The organism is Phenylobacterium sp. (genome assembly GCF_030651185.1).
Taxonomy (GTDB): Bacteria; Pseudomonadota; Alphaproteobacteria; order Caulobacterales; family Caulobacteraceae; genus Phenylobacterium.
This window is the reverse complement of the sequence record NZ_JAUSCJ010000006.1, coordinates 14,910-32,481: the sequence shown is the minus strand read 5'-3', so window position 1 is coordinate 32,481 and position 17,572 is coordinate 14,910. Positions and strand designations below refer to the sequence as shown.

The 17,572-nt window shown below is 68.3% G+C and carries 19 protein-coding genes; 13 read left to right on the top strand and 6 right to left on the bottom strand.

Annotated elements, in window-relative coordinates:
- Positions 1 to 32: 32 nt before the first annotated feature.
- Together fliP and Q7J39_RS01460 are read right to left on the bottom strand one after the other, a co-directional pair.
- Complete coding sequence (gene fliP / locus Q7J39_RS01465; protein WP_370689975.1) at positions 33 to 830, bottom strand: flagellar type III secretion system pore protein FliP; 798 nt, start codon at positions 828 to 830, stop codon at positions 33 to 35.
- Positions 830 to 1,105 carry a flagellar biosynthetic protein FliO gene (locus Q7J39_RS01460; RefSeq protein WP_304819669.1) on the bottom strand — a complete coding sequence of 92 codons (276 nt, stop codon included), beginning with the start codon at positions 1,103 to 1,105 and terminating at the stop codon, positions 830 to 832. The genes fliP and Q7J39_RS01460 overlap by 1 nt, the downstream gene beginning before the upstream one ends.
- A gap of 106 nt (positions 1,106 to 1,211) precedes the next feature.
- On the opposite strand from Q7J39_RS01460, the gene flgB reads away from it, so the two are divergent.
- From flgB to Q7J39_RS01435, 5 genes are read left to right on the top strand one after another with little or no spacing between them, the layout of a single operon-like run.
- Complete coding sequence (gene flgB, locus Q7J39_RS01455; protein ID WP_304819667.1) at positions 1,212 to 1,631, top strand: flagellar basal body rod protein FlgB; 420 nt, start codon at positions 1,212 to 1,214, stop codon at positions 1,629 to 1,631.
- An 11-nt stretch (positions 1,632 to 1,642) separates the two neighbouring features.
- Positions 1,643 to 2,062 carry a flagellar basal body rod protein FlgC gene (flgC, locus tag Q7J39_RS01450; RefSeq protein ID WP_304819665.1) on the top strand — a complete coding sequence of 140 codons (420 nt, stop codon included), beginning with the start codon at positions 1,643 to 1,645 and terminating at the stop codon, positions 2,060 to 2,062.
- A gap of 10 nt (positions 2,063 to 2,072) precedes the next feature.
- Positions 2,073 to 2,378: a flagellar hook-basal body complex protein FliE gene (locus tag Q7J39_RS01445; protein WP_304819663.1), complete on the top strand. Its 306-nt coding sequence runs from the start codon at positions 2,073 to 2,075 to the stop codon at positions 2,376 to 2,378.
- Positions 2,379 to 2,401: 23 nt separating this feature from the next.
- The gene (locus Q7J39_RS01440) at positions 2,402 to 3,178 is read left to right on the top strand and encodes an ATP-binding cassette domain-containing protein (RefSeq protein WP_304819661.1); all 777 of its coding nucleotides are present in this window, start codon (positions 2,402 to 2,404) and stop codon (positions 3,176 to 3,178) included.
- The gene (locus tag Q7J39_RS01435; RefSeq protein ID WP_304819659.1) at positions 3,175 to 4,713 is read left to right on the top strand and encodes a glycine betaine ABC transporter substrate-binding protein; all 1,539 of its coding nucleotides are present in this window, start codon (positions 3,175 to 3,177) and stop codon (positions 4,711 to 4,713) included. The genes Q7J39_RS01440 and Q7J39_RS01435 overlap by 4 nt, the downstream gene beginning before the upstream one ends.
- 166 nt (positions 4,714 to 4,879) lie before the next feature.
- Here the strand turns inward: Q7J39_RS01435 and Q7J39_RS01430 are convergent, their stop codons facing one another.
- Complete coding sequence (locus tag Q7J39_RS01430) at positions 4,880 to 5,230, bottom strand: endonuclease domain-containing protein (RefSeq protein WP_304819657.1); 351 nt, start codon at positions 5,228 to 5,230, stop codon at positions 4,880 to 4,882.
- 125 nt (positions 5,231 to 5,355) lie between these two features.
- Between Q7J39_RS01430 and fliQ the strand changes: the two genes are divergently transcribed.
- The 4 genes from fliQ to cckA all read left to right on the top strand — a co-directional run bounded on the left by fliQ (position 5,356) and on the right by cckA (position 9,687).
- Positions 5,356 to 5,619 carry a flagellar biosynthesis protein FliQ gene (gene fliQ, locus Q7J39_RS01425; RefSeq protein WP_304819656.1) on the top strand — a complete coding sequence of 88 codons (264 nt, stop codon included), beginning with the start codon at positions 5,356 to 5,358 and terminating at the stop codon, positions 5,617 to 5,619.
- 5 nt (positions 5,620 to 5,624) lie between these two features.
- Complete coding sequence (fliR, locus tag Q7J39_RS01420) at positions 5,625 to 6,383, top strand: flagellar biosynthetic protein FliR (protein WP_304819654.1); 759 nt, start codon at positions 5,625 to 5,627, stop codon at positions 6,381 to 6,383.
- Position 6,384: 1 nt separating this feature from the next.
- On the top strand, positions 6,385 to 7,509 hold the full coding sequence (flhB, locus tag Q7J39_RS01415; protein WP_304819652.1) for a flagellar biosynthesis protein FlhB: 1,125 nt from the start codon (positions 6,385 to 6,387) through the stop codon (positions 7,507 to 7,509).
- Between the two features lie 111 nt (positions 7,510 to 7,620).
- The gene (gene cckA / locus Q7J39_RS01410) at positions 7,621 to 9,687 is read left to right on the top strand and encodes a cell cycle histidine kinase CckA (protein ID WP_304819650.1); all 2,067 of its coding nucleotides are present in this window, start codon (positions 7,621 to 7,623) and stop codon (positions 9,685 to 9,687) included.
- A 30-nt stretch (positions 9,688 to 9,717) separates the two neighbouring features.
- Here cckA and Q7J39_RS01405 read toward each other — a convergent pair whose 3' ends face one another.
- Positions 9,718 to 9,999: a hypothetical protein gene (locus Q7J39_RS01405; RefSeq protein ID WP_304819648.1), complete on the bottom strand. Its 282-nt coding sequence runs from the start codon at positions 9,997 to 9,999 to the stop codon at positions 9,718 to 9,720.
- 173 nt (positions 10,000 to 10,172) lie between these two features.
- On the opposite strand from Q7J39_RS01405, the gene Q7J39_RS01400 reads away from it, so the two are divergent.
- Positions 10,173 to 12,173 carry a DEAD/DEAH box helicase gene (locus tag Q7J39_RS01400; protein ID WP_304819646.1) on the top strand — a complete coding sequence of 667 codons (2,001 nt, stop codon included), beginning with the start codon at positions 10,173 to 10,175 and terminating at the stop codon, positions 12,171 to 12,173.
- Positions 12,174 to 12,332: 159 nt separating this feature from the next.
- Here Q7J39_RS01400 and Q7J39_RS01395 read toward each other — a convergent pair whose 3' ends face one another.
- Entirely contained in the window at positions 12,333 to 13,616 is a 1,284-nt protein-coding gene (locus tag Q7J39_RS01395; protein WP_304819644.1) for a M20/M25/M40 family metallo-hydrolase, read from the bottom strand.
- 204 nt (positions 13,617 to 13,820) lie between these two features.
- On the opposite strand from Q7J39_RS01395, the gene Q7J39_RS01390 reads away from it, so the two are divergent.
- Together Q7J39_RS01390 and Q7J39_RS01385 are read left to right on the top strand one after the other, a co-directional pair.
- Positions 13,821 to 14,414 (top strand): response regulator, encoded by a 594-nt coding sequence (locus Q7J39_RS01390; protein ID WP_304819642.1) that lies wholly within the window; start codon positions 13,821 to 13,823, stop codon positions 14,412 to 14,414.
- Positions 14,411 to 14,875, top strand: a complete 465-nt coding sequence (locus Q7J39_RS01385) for a hypothetical protein (protein ID WP_304819640.1) — start codon at positions 14,411 to 14,413, stop codon at positions 14,873 to 14,875. Before Q7J39_RS01390 ends, Q7J39_RS01385 begins: the two co-directional genes overlap by 4 nt.
- Here Q7J39_RS01385 and Q7J39_RS01380 read toward each other — a convergent pair.
- Complete coding sequence (locus tag Q7J39_RS01380) at positions 14,872 to 15,561, bottom strand: SOS response-associated peptidase family protein (RefSeq protein ID WP_304819638.1); 690 nt, start codon at positions 15,559 to 15,561, stop codon at positions 14,872 to 14,874. The genes Q7J39_RS01385 and Q7J39_RS01380 overlap by 4 nt on opposite strands.
- Positions 15,562 to 15,715: 154 nt before the next feature.
- Between Q7J39_RS01380 and Q7J39_RS01375 the strand changes: the two genes are divergently transcribed.
- Complete coding sequence (locus Q7J39_RS01375) at positions 15,716 to 17,566, top strand: DUF885 family protein (protein ID WP_304819636.1); 1,851 nt, start codon at positions 15,716 to 15,718, stop codon at positions 17,564 to 17,566.
- The last annotated feature ends 6 nt before the right edge of the window (positions 17,567 to 17,572 follow it).

Here is a 17,572-nt window from a genome sequence, read left to right as displayed (position 1 = left end):
GTAGGCCCTTCATGGGGAGGGAGCTAAGGGCCTCAGCCTCCGCCGGCTCCCCGCTGGAAGCTCTCCACCAGACTGCCCGCCACCAGCCGCCAGCCGTCCACCAGGACGAAGAAGATCAGCTTGAAGGGCAGGGACACCACCACCGGTGGGAGCATCATCATACCCATGCTCATCAGCACGCTGGCCACCACCAGGTCGATCACCAGGAAGGGGATGAACAGCAGGAAGCCGATCTCGAAGGCGCGCTTCAGCTCTGAAATCATGAAGGCCGGGGTGACCACGCGGATGGGGATTTCCTGCAGGCTCTTGGGCCGCTCGACCTTGGAAAGCCTGACGAAGAGGGCCAGATCCTCCCGGTCCACCTGGGTCAGCATGAAGGTCTTCAGGGGTTCGCTGGCGGCGTCGAAGGCCTGGGGCAACTCGATCTGCTGCTCCAGCAACGGCTTGATCCCCTCATCGTAGGACTTCTGCATCGTCGGACCCATGACGATGGCCGAGAGGAAGATGGCCAGGCTGATGATCACCGCGTTGGGGGGGCTCTGCTGCAGGCCCAGGGCCGTGCGCAGCAGGGACAGGACCACCACAATCCGCACGAAGGAGGTGGTCATGATGACGATGGACGGCGCCAGGGACAGGACCGTCAGCAGGCCCATCAACTGGACCACGCGCTCGGTGAGGCCGGCCCCGGTGCCGAGATTGATGTTCACCGCCTGGGCCAGGGCCGTGGCGGGCAGGATCAGGCTGCCGAGCGTGATGAGCGCCGACAGCAGGAAGGCGTGACGCCAGTCCTGCGCGCGCAGTTGGGTGAGGGACTTGAACCTTCCGGCCATCAGGCGCGGCCCTTCTTCACGGGCGGAAGGACCTGGCCCTCGCCCAGCAGCAACAGTCGCTCCTCGCCATCGCAGGAGATCAGCACCAGGCGCCGCGAGGGGTCGAGCACCAGGCTCTCCACCACCGCCAGGCGGCGTTCCTTGCGGCCAGTGGCGGCGGTGAAGCGCGCCATGGCCTCGGGCCCGAAGCGGCGCAGGGCCACGGCGGCCAGCCCCACGAGTCCCAGGGTGATGGCCAGGGCGAACACGGCCCGGGCAAAGATAGCGAAGTCCATCGCGATGAGACGGTGAGGAGGCGGCCGGCCGAAAGCGCCGGTCAGGGCCAGAAGTGCCGCAAGGGTCTTAAGGAGCGATTAACCCTATTTATTCACCATGTTTCCCATGGATATCGGCGACATCCCCCTGTTCTCGATGCTGCGCGGCCGGATGGGTTATCTGTCCGAGCGCCAGAAGCTGATCGCCCAGAATGTCGCCAACTCAGACACCCCGGGCTTCTCGCCCAAGGATCTGAAACCCTACGACTTCGCCGCCCAGATGAAGGCCGCCAGCGCCGGCGCCGGCAGGGTCGCAGTGACCCAGCCGGGCCACATGCTGCCCCCCAGCCAGCGCAACGGACCCGGGGGCGCGTTCAAGTCCAAGGTCGCCAAGGACTCCGAGACCACGCTCGACGGCAATTCCGTCGTCCTGGAGGAGGAGATGATGAAGATGTCGGACGCCCGCATGAGCTACGAGGCGGCGGTCGGCTTCTACCAGAAGTCCCTCAACCTGCTGCGGATGGCCGCGCGGGCCCCCGGGAAATAGAGGCGAGATAGATGCCCGACATCAAGCCCGTCAGCGGCGTCGCCCAGGCGATCGCCACCTCCGCCCTTCGCGCCCAGCAGGGCCGCATGCGGATCATCGCCGAGAACATGGCCAACGCCGGCTCCACCTCGAAGACCGCCGGCGGCGACCCCTATCGCCGGCAGGCTCCGGTCTTCACCGCGGTCAAGATCGACGGCGGCATGGGCGTCCGGATGAGCCGCGTCGAGCAGGACATGAGCGATTTCAAGACCGAGTACGAGCCGGGCCACCCCTCGGCCGACGCCAAGGGGTATGTGAAGACCCCCAACGTCAACACCCTGGTCGAGGCGCTCGACATGAAGGAGGCCCAGCGGGCCTACGAAGCCAACCTCAACGTGATCGAGACGGCGCGCGCCATGGAGACGCGCACCCTTGATCTGCTGAAACGATAGGACCTAGGCCATGATGACCGCGCTCGCCGCCGCCCAGGCCTATGCCTCCACCCAGGGGATCGGAGGCGCCAAGCCCGCCGCCGCCGCCGCCGAGGGCGGCCTCGACTTCGGATCCATGGTGAAGTCGGCCATGACCGACGCCATGCAGGCCTCCAAGCATGCGGAAAACCAGATCAAGGCCAATGTGGCGGGCAAGGCCGAACTGATCGACGTGGTCACCTCGATCTCGGCCGCTGAGGCCAGCCTGGAGACCGTGATGGCCGTCCGCGACCAGGTGATCAGCGCCTATCAGGAAATCATGCGTATGCCGATCTGACCTTCGTTCGCTAAGGTCTGGGCATGCCTCAGACCACGATCGAACTTTCGTCCATCGAGAAACGCTACGCCGCTCACGCCGCCCTGGCCGGCGTGAGCCTTTCCATCGCGCCCGGCGAGTTCGTGGCCCTGGTGGGTCCTTCGGGATCGGGCAAGACCACCCTGCTCAAGACCATCAACGGCCTGGTCACGCCGGACGCTGGATCGGTGCGCGTGCTGGGGGAGGACACCGGCGCGGTTCCTGTGCACATCCTGCGCCGCCGCATCGGCTACGTGTTCCAGGAGATCGGGCTGTTTCCGCACCTGACCGTGGGCGAGAACATCGGTATCACGCCCAAGCTGCTGGGCTGGGAGCCCGCGCGGATCGCCACGCGAATCGATGACCTGCTGGGCCTGGTCGATCTGCCGCACGAGATGGCCGGCCGGCTGCCGGCGGCGTTGTCGGGCGGTCAGAGGCAGAGGGTCGGCGTCGCCCGCGCGCTCGCCGCCGAGCCCAAGATCATGCTGATGGACGAGCCCTTCGGCGCGCTCGATCCGGTGACCCGCGACCAGCTCGGGACCGACTACCGCGCCCTGCATGAGAAGCTGGGCCTGACCACCGTGATGGTCACCCACGACATGAGCGAGGCCGTGCTGCTGGCCGACCGCATCGTAGTGCTGAAGGCCGGGGTCATCGTCGCCGACGGCACGCCGGGCCACCTCAGCGCGAGCAGCGACGACCCCGATGTCCGGGCCCTGATGGATGCGCCAAGACGACAGGCTGAACGCCTGGCCGCCCGCCTCTCGGAGAGCCCCGCGTGAGCCCGCAACTTGCCGCCGCCTTCGACCTGCTGCCGGATTATCTCGCCTGGCACGTCCTGCTGAGCGCCAGCGCCCTGGCCCTTGGCCTGATCATCAGCCTGCCCCTGGCGGTCGCCGCCAGCCGAAGCCCGCGCCTGCGCTGGCCGGTCCTGGCCTTCGCCGGCCTGATCCAGACCATTCCCAGCCTGGCCCTGCTGGCCCTGTTCTATCCTCTGCTGCTGGCGGTCTCGGCGCTCAGCCTGTCGCTCACCGGCCACGGATTCTCGGCCCTGGGCTTCCTGCCCTCGCTGCTGGCCCTGACTCTCTACTCGATGCTGCCGATCCTGCGGACCGCCACCACCGGCATCCTCGGCGTCGACCCGGCGGTGCGCGAGGCCGCCGACGGGGTGGGGATGACCGCCGGCCAGAAGCTGTTCCAGGTGGAGCTGCCGCTGGCCATGCCGGTGATCATGGCCGGTGTCCGCACCGCCGCGGTCTGGACGATCGGCGCCGCGACCCTCTCCACCCCGGTCGGCCAGACCAGCCTGGGCAACTACATCTTCGCGGGGCTGCAGACCGAGAACTGGGTCAGCGTCCTGTTCGGCTGCGCCGCCTCGGCCGTCCTGGCCATGACCGCCGACCAGCTGCTGGGCCTGATCGAGACCGGGGCCGCCAAGCGCGACCGCCGCCTGATGATGGCCGGCGCCGTGGGCCTCCTGGTGGGTATCGTGATCGCCGTCCTGCCCTTGGTGAGCTTCGGCAAGCCGGCCAGCTACGTGGTGGGCGCCAAGAACTTCTCCGAACAGTACATCCTGGCTGAACTGATGGCCGACCGGCTGGAGCGCGCCGGGGGCACGGTCAGCCGCAAGGAGGACCTGGGCTCGGCGGTGGCCTACCGGGCGCTGGCGGCCGGCGAGCTGGACGTCTATGTCGACTACACCGGCACGCTGTGGACCAATGTCCTCAACCGCCAGGACAACCCGGGCCGCCAGGCGGTTCTGGACGGCTTGACCACCGAACTGAAGTCCCGGGACGGGGTGACGGTCCTGGGCTCCCTGGGGTTCGAGAACGCCTACGCCTTCGCCATGAACGCCGACCGCGCCAAGGCGCTGGGCATTGTCAGCCTGGCCGACCTGGCCCGCGAGGCGCCGAAGCTGACCCTGGGGACCGACATCGAGTTCCTGTCGCGGCCGGAGTGGAAGGCGGTGGACGCCGCCTACGGCTTCCGTTTCAAGGCCCAGCGGTCCTTCCAGCCCACCTTCATGTATCGGGCGCTGTCGGGGGGCGAGGCCGACGTGATCTCGGCCTTCTCGTCGGACGGGCGGATCGCGGCCGACAAGCTGGTGGTGCTCACCGATCCCAAGGGCGCGCTGCCGCCCTACGACGCGGTGATCCTGGTTTCGCCGGCGCGCGCCGGCGACCAGCGACTGATCGCCGCGCTGAAGCCCCTGGTGGGCTCGATCCCCGTCGCCGCCATGCAGGCGGCCAACTACAGCGTCGACCGCGACACCGCCAAGGCCAGCCCGGCCGAGGCGGCGAGGGGGCTGGTGAAGTAGTTGCGGGGGGCCCCAAGCCCCCTCCGTCACGCGCATCTCTGCGCGCGCCACCTCCCCCGATACGCGCTGCGCGCTGGGGGAGGAATTTAGCGCTCCTAATTCCTCCCCCATGCCGCAGGCCGTTCCGGGGGAGGTGGATCTGAGCGTAGCGAAGAGACGGAGGGGGCTAGGCCCTCGCCGCTGCGACGACCATCGCCACCGCACTGTCGATGTCCTTAAGAACGACCTGGGCGTTGATCCGGAGCGTCCGAATACCTCGCTCCGCCAGCCAGGCGTCGCGGCGTTCATCCCGCTCGGGTCGGTCGCCAAAACTGTGACTTCCGCCGTCCACCTCGATGCAAAGCTGGCTCGAGGCGCAGAAGAAATCCAACAGGTAAGGGCCGACTGGATGCTGCCTGCGTACGTGGAGCCTGCCGTACCTGCCGCCCTTCAACGCACGCCAGAGCAACCCTTCCGGCAGTGTCAGCCGCCGGCGGAAATCCTTGGCAAGCGTTCTGAGCTCCGGCGCAGCATGCATGCAGCCATTCTCTCGCGGCTATGAGAGGGAACAAAGCAAAAACATCTTGTAGCCGGTAGCCCTTCGTTAACCATGTCTGCGCGAGATGGGGCTACGTATTCTCCCCTGTTTTCGCGAGGCCCTTCATGAACGGCGCCGAGGTTCTGGACGTCGGTCGGGACGCCATCTGGCTGACGCTGCAACTGTGCGCGCCGGTGCTGATCGTGGGCCTGGTGGTGGGGGTGGGCGTCGGCCTGATGCAGGCCCTGACCCAGATCCAGGAAGCCACCCTGGTCTATGCACCGAAGATCGTGGCCATCTTCATCTCGCTACTGCTCTTCCTGCCGCTGATGGGCGCGCTGATGAGCGGCTTCATGCGCCAGATCGCCGCCCGCATCTCGGCGATGTAAGCAGCGTGGAGTCGTACGCCACAGCCCAGCAGGTCTACGTCGGCGGCATGATCTTCGCGCGGCTGTCGGCGCTGGTCATGCTGATGCCGGGGATCGGCGACAGCACGGTGCCGCCGCGCATCCGGCTGGCCTTCGCCTTCCTGATGACCCTGATGCTGCTACCGGTGGTGGCCCCCAACCTGCCCGCCGTTCCGGCCGCCATGGGGACCATGGTCGGAGGCCTGCTGAAGGAGGTGCTGATCGGCCTGATGATTGGCACGATCCTGCGGATCTTCCTGATGGCGCTGTCGACGGCCGGCGAGATCATCTCCATCCAGACGACCCTGTCCTTCGCCCAGACCGCGGCCCCGGGCATCGCGCCGGGCTCCTCGACGGTCAGCACCTTCCTGGGGCTGATCGGCCTGACCCTGATCATGTCGACGGGGCTGCACCACCTGTTCCTCAGCGCCATCGTCAAGTCCTACACGTTGTTTCCCTTCACCCGAGACCTGCCGGTGGCCGACTCCGCGACCCTGGCGGTGCAGACGGTGGCCGACTGTTTCAAGCTGGGGGTGCAGCTCTCGGCGCCCCTGCTGGTCTTCTCGCTGGTCTTCAACGTCGCGGTCGGCCTGGTGGGCCGGGTCATGCCGCAGTTTCAGGTCTTCTTCGTGGCCTCGCCGCTGATGGTGATCTTCGGCCTCTCGATCCTGGCGCTCAGCCTGGGTGTCATCGGCTCCGTCTGGCTCAGCCGTTACCGCGACCTGCTCATGGTCTTCGGCGGCTGAGATGGCGGACGACAGCGATCCCGAGTCAAAAACAGAAGAACCCACAGCGGGGAAACTCAGTAAGGCGAGGGAGCAGGGCGACGTCCCCAAGACGCCGGACCTGCCGACCCTGGCCGCCTTCGCCGCCGCCGCCAGCGTGATCGCCTTCGCCGGCGGCTCGATGTGCCGCGACCTGGCCGTCGCCCTGATGCCATTCATCGCCCATCCGGACTCCATCAGCGTCGAGGGCGGCGGCAGTCAGGACGTGTTGCTCTACGTGATGAAGGCCGGGGCGCCGCTGATCCTGGGGGTGATGTTTTCAGCGGCCATCGCCGGCGCCGCCGGCAACCTGGTCCAGACCGGGCTGATGTTCACCCCCAGCAAGGTGTTCAAGTTCGACTACAAGAAGATCTCGCCGATGGCGGGGCTGAAGCGGATGTTCGGGCTCGACGCCCTGATGCAGTTCCTCAAGTCTCTGGTGAAGATCGGCCTCGTGGGCTGGATCGGCTATCTTGTGGTCAAGCCGCACATGGCCGAGTTCACCCAGCTGTCGGCCATGGACCCCATGTCCATCCTGCCCTTCGCGGCCAAGCTGATCCGCAACCTGGCCTTCTCCATCGCCGGCTTCCTGCTGCTGATCGCCGGCCTGGACTGGTTCTGGCAGAAGCAGCGCTTCATGAAGCGCCAGCGAATGAGCAAGGAAGACCTGAAGGAAGAGTACAAGCAGACCGAGGGCGATCCCCACATCAAGGGCAAGCAGAAGCAACTTCGCATGGTCCGCGCCCGCCAGCGGATGATGCAGAACGTGCCGAACGCCACCGTCGTCGTCATGAACCCCACCCACTACGCCGTGGCGCTGAAGTACGAGGCCGGCGGCGAAGGCGCGCCCCAGTGCGTGGCCAAGGGCATGGACGCCATCGCGCTGCGCATCCGCAAAGTGGCCGAGGACGCCGGCGTGCCGGTCATTGTCGATCCGCCCCTGGCGCGCTCGCTCTACGCCTCGGTGGAGATCGAGGAGTTCATTCCGCAGAAGCACTATGAGGCCGTCGCCAAGATCATCGGCTTCATCATGCAGAGCGAGAAGAGGGCCGACGCCCCCAAGCCCAAGCCGAAGATGGCCCCCACCCGGGTCCGGGTTCCCGGATGATTCCCACCGGGGCGCCCATTCACCGTAAAGCCGCGTAATCTCAAGGCTTCATGTATGCTGAACACCGATTCGCCGGGCCAACCCGTTCAGGGCGCCCGCCTGGGAAACCCCATGGCTGAGCCGACCGCAAAACGCCGGTTTGATCCGCTGACCGCCGCGGCGGTGGTGTTCTTCCTGATGGCTGTCGCTTTCGCCGCCGCCCCGGCCATCAACGCCGGCCCCGCGACCCTGGCCGGCCTGATGCTGCTGATCGGCCTGGCGGGCGTCGCCTGCCTGGGCCTGTTCGCCCTGCGCGGCTCCGTCGAGGCCGCCGCCGAGAGCGAGCCCGGCGCCGACACGCTGATCGAGGCGCTGTCCGAACCCGCCGCCATCGCCGCCGCCGACGGCCGCATCCACGCCGCCAATGGCGCCTGGAAGACCGTGCTGGGCATGGCGCCGCGCCTGCCCAAGGGCGGGCCGTCCGCCGCCAGCCTGTTCTCGGCCCTGACCGCCGCGCGCCGGGGCGACACCGCCCAGGCCTCGATCCGCAGCAACGGGGCCGAGCACAACGCCACCATCTCGCCCCTGGGCGCCCGCCGCTTCCTGGTGCGGCTGAACGCCGGCCCCGCTGAGCCCCTGGCCCTGCCGTCGGCGGCCATGGACGTGCTGACCGCCTTTTCCAATGCGATGCCGCCGCCGCCCAAGGTGCTGGACGCCTTCGCCGCGGCCTCGCCCTTCGGCGCGGCGCTGCTGGAGGGCGAAGACCCATTTGAGTCCACCATCGTCGAGGCCAACCCGACGCTCGCCGCCGCGCCGGGCTACGGCGGCGTCGGTTCGACCTTCGGTGACCTCATCGAGACCGCCAGCCGGGCCGACGCCTCGCAGCGACTGAAGGACGGCACGGCGGGCGGCGGGGCGCTGGAAGTGCGCCTGGCCAAGGACCCCACCAAGATCGCCCACCTCTATCTTTCCAAGAGCGACGGCCGCTGGGTCGCCTACCTGGTGGACGTGTCGGAGCAGAAGCAGATCGAGCTGCAGCTGGCCCAGAGCCAGAAGATGCAGGCCATCGGCCAGCTGGCCGGCGGCGTGGCCCACGACTTCAACAACCTGCTCACCGCCATCTTCATGCAGCTCGACGTGCTGTCGACGCGCCATCCGGTGGGGGACCCCTCCTATGAGGGGCTCAGCGAGATCCGCTCGACCTCGACGCGGGCCGCCGACCTGGTGCGCAAGCTGCTGGCCTTCTCGCGCAAGCAGACCGTGCAGCGCGAAATCCTCGACCTCGGCGAACTGATCAGCGAGTTCGAGGTGCTGCTGCGCCGGGTGCTGCAGGAAGACGTCAAGCTGGAGACCGAGTACGGCCGCAACCTGCCCCACGTGCGGGCCGACCGCGGCCAGCTCGAGACCGCGGTGATGAACCTGGCCGTCAACGCCCGCGACGCCACCCGCATGAACGGCGGCTCCCGCGTCACCATCCGCACCGCCCGGGTCACCGAGGCCGAGGCCCATGCGCTCGGCTATCCTTCCGCCCAGGGCGAGCAGGCCTTGATCGAGGTCTCCGACGACGGCCCCGGCATCGCGTCCGACGTTGTCGACAAGATCTTCGACCCCTTCTTCACCACCAAGCCGGTGGGCGAGGGGACGGGTCTGGGCCTGGCCACGGTCTATGGCATCGTCAAGCAGTCGGACGGCTGGATCAGCGTCGACTCCAAGCCCGGTGAGGGCGCGGCCTTCCGCATCTTCCTGCCGGTGCACGCCGCGCCCGCCATCGTCGACAAGCCCCTGGTCCAGAAGGCCACGCGTCCCGCGGCGCGCGACCTCTCCGGCGCCGGCCGCATCCTGTTCGTCGAGGACGAGGACGCCGTGCGCGGCGTCGCCGCCAAGCTGCTGCGCGCCCGCGGCTACGAGGTGATTGAGGCGGCCTCGGGCGAGGAAGCCCTGGAGCTGGCCGAGCAGCACGCCGGCACCATCGACCTGATGATCTCCGACGTGGTCATGCCCGGCATGCAAGGCCCCGACCTGCTGAAGCACGCGCGGGTCTACCTGGCCGGCGCTCCGGTGATGTTTATCTCCGGCTATGCCGAGGCCGAGTTCTCCAACCTGCTGGAAGGCGAGACCAACGTCTCCTTCCTGCCCAAGCCCATCGACATCAAGACGTTGGCGGAGCGCGTGAAGCAGGAACTTCAGAAGGCGGCTTAGGCGGCGCCCTCCCCATGAAGGGGGCTCAGTTCAGATCTTCAGCTCGAAATAGCCGGTGTCGCTGCCGGGCGTGTAGCCGACCATGGTGATGCGGTATTCCTTGCCGTCGGCCAGCCGCAGGTGGCCGTCGCAGGCCTTGAAGGCGTTGTCGGCGATTTCCTCGGTGGTCATGAAGGAGCCGCGCAGGGACGCGCCGCCCTGACGCAGGCCGGCCAGGGCCCCAATGATCTCATAGGCCACCTGGCCTTTGAATCCCTTGTAGGACAACTCACCCTCGCCCGTGGTGGTGGGGGGGGTGCGACCGTTCTTCATCGTGTATGCCATGGGCCCGTAACGGCTGAGCCTGGGTTTCGATCCGCCACTGTGTCGCAAGTATTGAATGGGATTTCTTGACTTGAGGCTTGTATAAGCCGCCGCGAGGCTGCATTAGCCGCGCCCCCCGGCGTCTTCCCACGCCGCGGCTGACCGATCGGACTATCGACACTATGCCCTTTCCCCCGACCCACCCGGCCCTGGAGCGCGCTCTGGCGGCCCAAGGCTATGCCGAGCCCACGCCTGTTCAGGACGCCGTCCTGGCAGAGGAGGCTGCAGGACGCGACCTGCTGGTCTCGGCCCAGACCGGGTCAGGCAAGACGGTGGCCTTCGGACTGGCGGCGGGACCGACGCTGCTTGAAGGCGCCGAGAAGTTCGGACCGGCCGGTTCGCCCCTGGCCCTGGTCATCGCGCCGACCCGCGAGCTGGCCATGCAGGTCAGCGTCGAACTGACCTGGCTCTATTCCCAGACCGGGGCGCGGGTGGAAACCTGCGTCGGCGGCATGGATCCGCGCCGCGAGCAGCGGGCCCTGGCCAATGGCGTCCACATCGTGGTGGGCACGCCGGGGCGTCTGAAGGACCACCTGGAGCGCGGCAATCTCGACCTCTCGGCCCTGCGCGTCGTCGTGCTCGACGAGGCCGACGAGATGCTGGACATGGGCTTCCGCGAGGACCTGGAAGAGATCCTCGACTCAGCGCCCGCCGGCCGCCGCACCCTGCTGTTCTCGGCCACCATCGCCCGCGAGATCGCGATGCTGGCCAAGCGCTATCAGACCGACGCCCTGCGGATCGACACCGTCAACCGCCACGAGCCGCACGGCGACATCGAGTACCGCGCCATCCGCGTGGCCCCCAACGAGGTCGAGAACGGCGTCGTCAACGTGCTGCGCTTCTTCGAGAGCCCCTCGGCCCTGGTGTTCTGCAACACCCGCGAGGGCGTGCGCCACATGCATGCGGCCCTGCGCGAGCGCGGCTTCGCCGTGGTCGGCCTGTCGGGTGAGCTCGGCCAGCGGGAGCGTTCCGACGCCCTACAGGCCCTGCGCGACGGCCAGGCCCGGGTCTGCGTCGCCACCGACGTGGCCGCCCGCGGCCTCGACCTGCCCGACCTCGGCCTGGTGATCCATGCCGACCTGCCTGTGAACAAGGCCGGCCTGCTGCACCGCTCGGGCCGCACCGGCCGGGCCGGCAAGAAGGGCGTCTCGGTCCTGCTGGTCTCCTACACGCGGCGCCGCAAGGCCGAGCAGCTGCTGGCCTCGGCCAATATCGAAGCGGTCTGGCAAGGCCCGCCGACCCCGGAGATGATCCGCGAGCGCGACCAGACCCGCCTGCTGGAGGATCCGATCCTCACCGAGCCCCTGCTCGAGGAGGACATGGCGCTGGCCAAGCTGGTTCTGGCCACCCGCACGCCGGAAGAGGTGGCCGCGGCCCTGATCCGTCTGCACCGCGCACGCCTGCCGGCCGCCGAGGACCTGCACGTTGATCCGCGCGACGGCCAGGGCTCGTCGTCTGGCCCCATGCCGCCCCGCGCCGACCGCTGGAGCCCCGATCGCGAGGGACCGGTGGGCCGGCCTGAGCGCCTGGACCCCAGCGAGGTCACCTGGTTCCGGATCAATGTCGGCCGCGCCAAGAACGCCGACCCCAAGTGGCTGATCCCGATGATCTGCCGCCTGGGCCATGTGACCAAGCCGGAGATCGGCTCCATCAAGATCTTCGATCAGGACACCAAGTTCGAGATCGCCAAGCACGCCGAGGCCAAGTTCGCCGCGGCGGTCAAGGCGACGGTCAATGACGAGATCAAGATCGAGCCCACCGTGGCGCCGGCCTCGGGCCAGAAGACCGCCCCGCCGCGCGACGCCCCCGGCGGCGAGCGGCCGGCCCGCTCCTTCAAGACCGGCCCGCGTCCCGAATACAAGGGCAAGGGCGAGGGCGGCTACAAGGGCAAGAACGACGGCCCGCCGCCGCGCTCGGAGTACAAGGGCAAGAGCGACGGTCCCTATAAGGGCCCGCCCAAGGAGGGCGGTGGCTACAAGGGCAAGCCTGAGAACTTCAAGGGCCCGGCCAAGGAAGGCGGCGGCTACAAGGGCAAGGCCGAGAACTTCAAGGGCCCGCCCAAGGCCGGCGGGTTCAAGAAGCCCTTCACGAAGAACAAGTCCAACGCCGGGCCGAAGGGGTAACAGCGGTGGGGGCCTAGCCCCCTCCGTCTCCTCGCTTTGCTCGGATCCACCTCCCCCGAACCGCGCTTTGCGCTGGGGGAGGAACTAAGAAATCCTCCCCCAGGCCGCAGGCCGTCGCGGGGGAGGTGGCGCGCGCAGGTATGCGCGTGACGGAGGGGGCTAGGGCTTTTCCACCCCCGCCACGCTCAGCAGCGCCGCGAGCCCGACGCTCATGCCCTTCACGCTGGGGCCCTTCTCCACGTCGATCCACTCGTCCAGGGCGTGAGCCCGGCCGCCCTTGCCGCCGGAGCCGATGGTGACGGCGGGAATTCCCAGGCTCATCGGCACATTGGCGTCGGTGGAAGAGGCCTGGTGGACGGGCGCGTAGCCCAGGGCCGTGATGGCGTCGTGGGTGGCGGTGACGATCGCGGCCTTGGCGTCGGTTTGGCCGGCCGGGCGCTCGCCGATCACCTTGGCCTCGACGGTGACCTTGCCGAAGCCGGTGGCGCGCGCGCCGTTCTCGGCCTCCACCGACTGGGCCAGGATCGCCTGCAGCCGGGTGTCCAGCTGGGCCAGCTCGGCGGCGCTTTCCGAGCGCATGTCGAAGTCCATGAAGACCTCGGCGGGGATGGCGTTCACCGATGTCCCGCCGCCGGTGACGCTGGCCGAATAGGTGGTCTTGGGCTTGGCGGGCGGCTTTATGGCGTAGAGGTCGACCACGGCCTTCGACATGGCCGCCATCGGATTGACCATGCCGAACGCGCCATAGCTGTGGCCGCCCGGGCCGCGGAAGATGACGTGATAGCGCTTGGAGCCGACGCCCTTGTCCACCAGGTGGGCGGGGTCGTTGCCATCCATGGAGAAGAAGGCGCTGATCTTGCCCTTGTACCGGCCCTGGTTGAACAGGTAGCGGGTCCCGCGCAGGTCGCCCGCGCCTTCCTCGCCGACATTGCCGACGACCAGGACGTCCGCCGTGGTGGTGATCCTGGCCGCGTCCATCGCCCGCACATAGGCCAGCAGCACGGCCAGCGACCGGGTGTCGTCGCCGATGCCGGGCGCCATAAGCTTCGTGCCCTCGCGGCGGACCTTTACGTCGGTCCCCTCGGGGAAGACGGTGTCGAGGTGCGCGGCAAGGACGACATAGGGACCCTGGCCCTTGGTCCGGGCGCCGGGGCGGACGCCCATGACATTGCCCTCGGGGTCCATCTCCACATCCGTCAGGCCGTGGGCCTTGAGCATGGCGAGATAGGCCTGGGCGCGGGCGGTCTCCTTGAAGGGCGGGGCGGGAATTTCCGTGAGCGTGATGATGTCAGCGACGGTCCTGTCGTGATCGGCGTCCAGCTTGGCCACGGCGGCCTGGAAGGCGGGGCTGGCGACCAGGTCGGCCGCCGGGGATCCGGCGGCGGCCGCGCCAGTGGCGAGGTGAAGGGCGGCGAGCAAGGGCGCGAAGGCGATCAGGCGCATGGAAACTCCGTCGTGAGGCCGCGGAATCTTAACCCGAATTGCCACCTCTGCGCGGCCATTCCACATGACGGCGTTCTTTCAACTGGTCGTCCGGCGCAGGTTGTGCGGCCAGACGTGCTGGCCTCCTGAGGTTTCGCATGCTCAAACTGGGTAAACGGAGCGTTGAAAAGCTCTCGTTTACGGATCGCAGCGCCATATGCGGGCATGCAGAGCACCACCCGCATAAACCTGGAGAACGTCAGCGGCCTGATTGTCGATGACAACGCCCAGGCGCTGGATTTGCTCGCCAGTGTGCTCGCCAGCTTTGGCATGCGGGACATCGCGCGCGCCGCCTCGGCGATGGAGGCGATGGAAATCGTCAAGTCGCGGCGGATCGACCTGATCATGACCGACGGCCAGATGCCGGTCATGGACGGCTATGATTTCGTCCACTGGGTGCGGCACCAGAACGACGAGGAACGGCGACTGGTGCCGGCTATCGTCGTCACCGCCCACTCGCGCAAGAGCCAGGTGATGCGGGCCCGCGATTGTGGCGCCAACTTCATCATCACCAAGCCGATTACGCCCAAGGTGATCCTTGAGCGGATCCTGTGGGTTTCGCAGGGCCGGCGGATGTTCATTGAGACCGACACCTACATCGGCCCCGATCGCCGGTTCAAACAGTCCGGCATGCCCGCCGAATTCCCCGACGGCCGCCGCCGCGACGATCAACCCGCCGAAGTGGGCGCCCTGGCCGGCGACAACATGACCCAAGACGAACTCAACAACATGATCGCCCCTCAGAAAGCCGCCCTATGAGCGTCGTCCGGAAGTTCCACGTCACCCCCCGGCTGGCCCAGCTGATCAAGGCGCCCGGTGGCCTCTACGTGCCGGAGGCGCTGAAGCGCGGCGCCGCGGCGATGGAGGAGTCCCGGGAGACCTGCCTGTCGGAGGTCGATGAGGCGCTGGCGACGATGGACGCGATGGCGGCGACCCCGGGCTTCGACGCCGAGGCGATGTACGAGCAGTCCGCGCGGCTGATCTCATTTTGCGGCGCCTTCGACAACGACAGCCTGGCCACGGCGGCGCGGTCGTTGTGCGAGCTGCTGGACCGTGCGGGCGAGGCGGGCCGCCGCGATGACCGGGGCGTCCAGGTGCACCTGGCCTCCCTGCGCCTGCTGCACCGGACCGAGGCCGATGAGGCGACCCGCAAGGTGATCCTGAAGGGCCTGGCCCAGGTGGTCGACCGCTACGGCCGCGACGCCAAGGCCGAAGGCTAGAGCGAGCGGCGCAGCTCGCGGGACATCACCTGCTCGCGCGGCGCCTCGGTCAGGTCATAGGTCCCGGAGGGCGTCTGCGTGACGAGGCTGGCCTTGCCGGGGCCGTCCAGATTCAGCCAGTCCAGGCCCTGGGCCAGGGTTAGCACGGCCGGTTGGCTGTCCTGCAGGCCGGCGAGGTCGGGGCCGGGCGGGCCGGTGACGATGGCGAAGCTTTCCAATGGCCCGTCGGCCGTCTCGGCCCGGTCCCAGATGGCGGCGAAGTAGCGGACCTTGTCGGTGGGGCTGGTGGGCGTCCAGGTGGCCTCCCAGCGACGCTTGGGCTGACCCTTGCGCCAGCCGGGCGGCTCCTCGTAGGCGATGAACGAGGTCATCGGGACCAGGGCGCGGCGGGCGGCGTAGGGCTCGCGAAAGATCGGCGAGGTCTCCAGCGCCTCGATCCCGGCATTGGCGCACAGCGTCTTCCAGGCGAGGACCGGACCCTTGTGGAAGGCGGGCACCATCCACCAGCGGCGCGCCACGGCTTCCAGTCCCTCGGCGCCGTCGCGGATCATGAAGGCCAGGTCCGTCGGCTTGATGGGCGCGTCCCAGGGACGCTGCGGCGGGGTGTCGGACCAGAAGACCGGCGTCGTCTCGAACCGCCGGAGGTCTTCGCCCGGATGGACCCGCAGGTGGAATTCGATGCTCATGTCGCGTGCTATGCGCGCCACCCTCTCGGCCAGCAAGGCCGCGCGCCGGCCAGCGGCCGGATTACAGCGAATTAACCCGCGGCACGGCTTCCGCCGGCCGGGCGGGCCTCCTAGGGTCCGCGTAACAATTGTAACAACTCCCGGGGAGGGCGCGATGCTCAGCCGCCGCCAACTTCTATCCACCGCCGGCGCCACCCTGGCCCTGGCGGGATGCGCCACCGCCCGCCCCGCGACCCTGCCGCCCGCGCCGGCCCCGCTGCCACCGGCAGGACCCAACGCCAACGCGCAGCTCGCCAAGCTGCTGGACGCGCTCTTCGAGGAGCTGCTGGACGACGCGCCGGAACTCGTGACCCAGCTCGGCCTCGACAAGGGCGCGCGGGCCGACGCCAAGCGCCGCCTGTCGGACGCCTCCATCGCCGACCTGGAGAAGGACCGCGCCCGCACCGCCGACCAGCTGGCCCGGATGAAGGCCATCGACCGCTCGCAGCTGACCGGCATGAGCGCCATCAACTACGACTCGGTGATCTTCGGCCTGGCCAATACCGACGAGGCCAACAAGCGCTTCAAGTACGGCCCGGAGGGCGCGGGGCAGCCTTACGTGCTGTCGCAGCTGAACGGTTCCTATCGCTCCACCCCGGACTTCCTGGGCAACCAGCACGTCATCGAGACCAAGGGTGACGCCGACGCCTATCTGTCGCGGCTGGAGGCCTACGCCACCCAGATGGACCAGGAGACCGAGCGGACCCGACACGACGTGGCGCTGGGCATGATCCCGCCGGACTTCGCCATCGATGGCGCCCTGGTGCAGATGAACAACCTGCGCACCTCGCCCGACAGGTCCCCGCTGGTGACCCAGCTGGAGACCAAGGTGAAGGACAAGCAGATCGCCGGCGACTACGGCGCCTACGCCTCGAAGATCTACCTGGAGAAGGTGCGCCCCGCGCTGGAGCGGCAGATCGCCCTCATGAAGGAAATCCGACCCAGGGCGACGCACGACGCCGGCATCGGCGGGCGGCCCGATGGCGAGGCCTACTACGCGCTGGCGCTTCGCAACTCCACCACCACCACGCTCTCGGCCGCCGAAATTCACCAGATCGGCCTTGAGCAGGCCAGGGAGCTGTCGGCGCGCGCCGACACCATCCTGAAGGCGCAGGGCTACAGCAAGGGCAGCGTCGGCGCGCGGATCCAGGCGCTCTACAAAGACAGAAAGTACCACTATCCCAACACCGACGTGGGCAAGGAGAAGCTGATCGCCGACCTCAACCTGCAGGTCCAGGCGATGGCCAAGCGGCTGCCGGAGTACTTCGGGACGCTGCCCAAGGCGCCCCTGGACATCAAGCGGGTGCCCAAGTTCATCGAGGCCGGGGCGCCCGGCGGCTACTACAACCAGGCGACCCTGGATGGCTCGCGGCCCGGCATCTACTGGATCAACCTGCGCGACACCGCCGAATATCCGACCTGGAGCCTGCCGACGCTCACCTATCATGAGGGGCTTCCGGGCCACCACCTGCAGCTCACCCTGCAGCAGGAGGCCGACCTGCCCATGCTGCGGCGGGCGAGCTTCCTGTCGGCCTATGGCGAAGGCTGGGCGCTCTATGCCGAGAAGCTGGCCCAGGAGATGGGGGTCTATGCCGACGATCCCATCGCCGAGATCGGCTACCTGCAGTCCTCGCTGTTCCGCTCGGGCCGACTGGTGGTGGACACCGGGATGCACGCCATGGGCTGGAGCCGCGAGAAGGCCATCGAGACCATGACCTCGATCGACGGCTCCCCCACCAGCGCGGCCACCACCGAGATCGAGCGGTATTCCGTGTGGCCGGGCCAGGCCTGCAGCTACATGGTGGGCAAGCTCACCTGGCTGCGCCTGCGGGAGAAGGCGCAGGCCGCGCTCGGCCCGCGGTTCGATATCCGCAAGTTCCACGACGCGGGCCTGCTGTCGGGCGCCATGCCCCTGACGGTGCTGGAAGCCGTGATCGACACCTACATCGCCGCCAACAAGGCCTAGAGGCTC

What these genes read in the sequence shown, in the direction of transcription:
- Q7J39_RS01375 (WP_304819636.1), top strand. Translation starts at nt 15,716, where the DNA reads ATGCTCAGCCGCCGCCAACTTCTATCCACCGCCGGCGCCACCCTGGCC.
- Q7J39_RS01440 (WP_304819661.1), top strand. Translation starts at nt 2,402, where the DNA reads ATGCCTCAGACCACGATCGAACTTTCGTCCATCGAGAAACGCTACGCC.
- fliP (WP_370689975.1), bottom strand. Translation starts at nt 830, where the DNA reads ATGGCCGGAAGGTTCAAGTCCCTCACCCAACTGCGCGCGCAGGACTGG.
- Q7J39_RS01460 (WP_304819669.1), bottom strand. Translation starts at nt 1,105, where the DNA reads ATGGACTTCGCTATCTTTGCCCGGGCCGTGTTCGCCCTGGCCATCACC.
- Q7J39_RS01445 (WP_304819663.1), top strand. Translation starts at nt 2,073, where the DNA reads ATGATGACCGCGCTCGCCGCCGCCCAGGCCTATGCCTCCACCCAGGGG.
- Q7J39_RS01380 (WP_304819638.1), bottom strand. Translation starts at nt 15,561, where the DNA reads ATGAGCATCGAATTCCACCTGCGGGTCCATCCGGGCGAAGACCTCCGG.
- fliQ (WP_304819656.1), top strand. Translation starts at nt 5,356, where the DNA reads ATGAACGGCGCCGAGGTTCTGGACGTCGGTCGGGACGCCATCTGGCTG.
- Q7J39_RS01400 (WP_304819646.1), top strand. Translation starts at nt 10,173, where the DNA reads ATGCCCTTTCCCCCGACCCACCCGGCCCTGGAGCGCGCTCTGGCGGCC.
- flgB (WP_304819667.1), top strand. Translation starts at nt 1,212, where the DNA reads ATGGATATCGGCGACATCCCCCTGTTCTCGATGCTGCGCGGCCGGATG.
- Q7J39_RS01405 (WP_304819648.1), bottom strand. Translation starts at nt 9,999, where the DNA reads ATGAAGAACGGTCGCACCCCCCCCACCACCACGGGCGAGGGTGAGTTG.
- Q7J39_RS01430 (WP_304819657.1), bottom strand. Translation starts at nt 5,230, where the DNA reads ATGCATGCTGCGCCGGAGCTCAGAACGCTTGCCAAGGATTTCCGCCGG.
- Q7J39_RS01395 (WP_304819644.1), bottom strand. Translation starts at nt 13,616, where the DNA reads ATGCGCCTGATCGCCTTCGCGCCCTTGCTCGCCGCCCTTCACCTCGCC.
- cckA (WP_304819650.1), top strand. Translation starts at nt 7,621, where the DNA reads ATGGCTGAGCCGACCGCAAAACGCCGGTTTGATCCGCTGACCGCCGCG.
- Q7J39_RS01390 (WP_304819642.1), top strand. Translation starts at nt 13,821, where the DNA reads ATGCAGAGCACCACCCGCATAAACCTGGAGAACGTCAGCGGCCTGATT.
- Q7J39_RS01385 (WP_304819640.1), top strand. Translation starts at nt 14,411, where the DNA reads ATGAGCGTCGTCCGGAAGTTCCACGTCACCCCCCGGCTGGCCCAGCTG.
- flhB (WP_304819652.1), top strand. Translation starts at nt 6,385, where the DNA reads ATGGCGGACGACAGCGATCCCGAGTCAAAAACAGAAGAACCCACAGCG.
- flgC (WP_304819665.1), top strand. Translation starts at nt 1,643, where the DNA reads ATGCCCGACATCAAGCCCGTCAGCGGCGTCGCCCAGGCGATCGCCACC.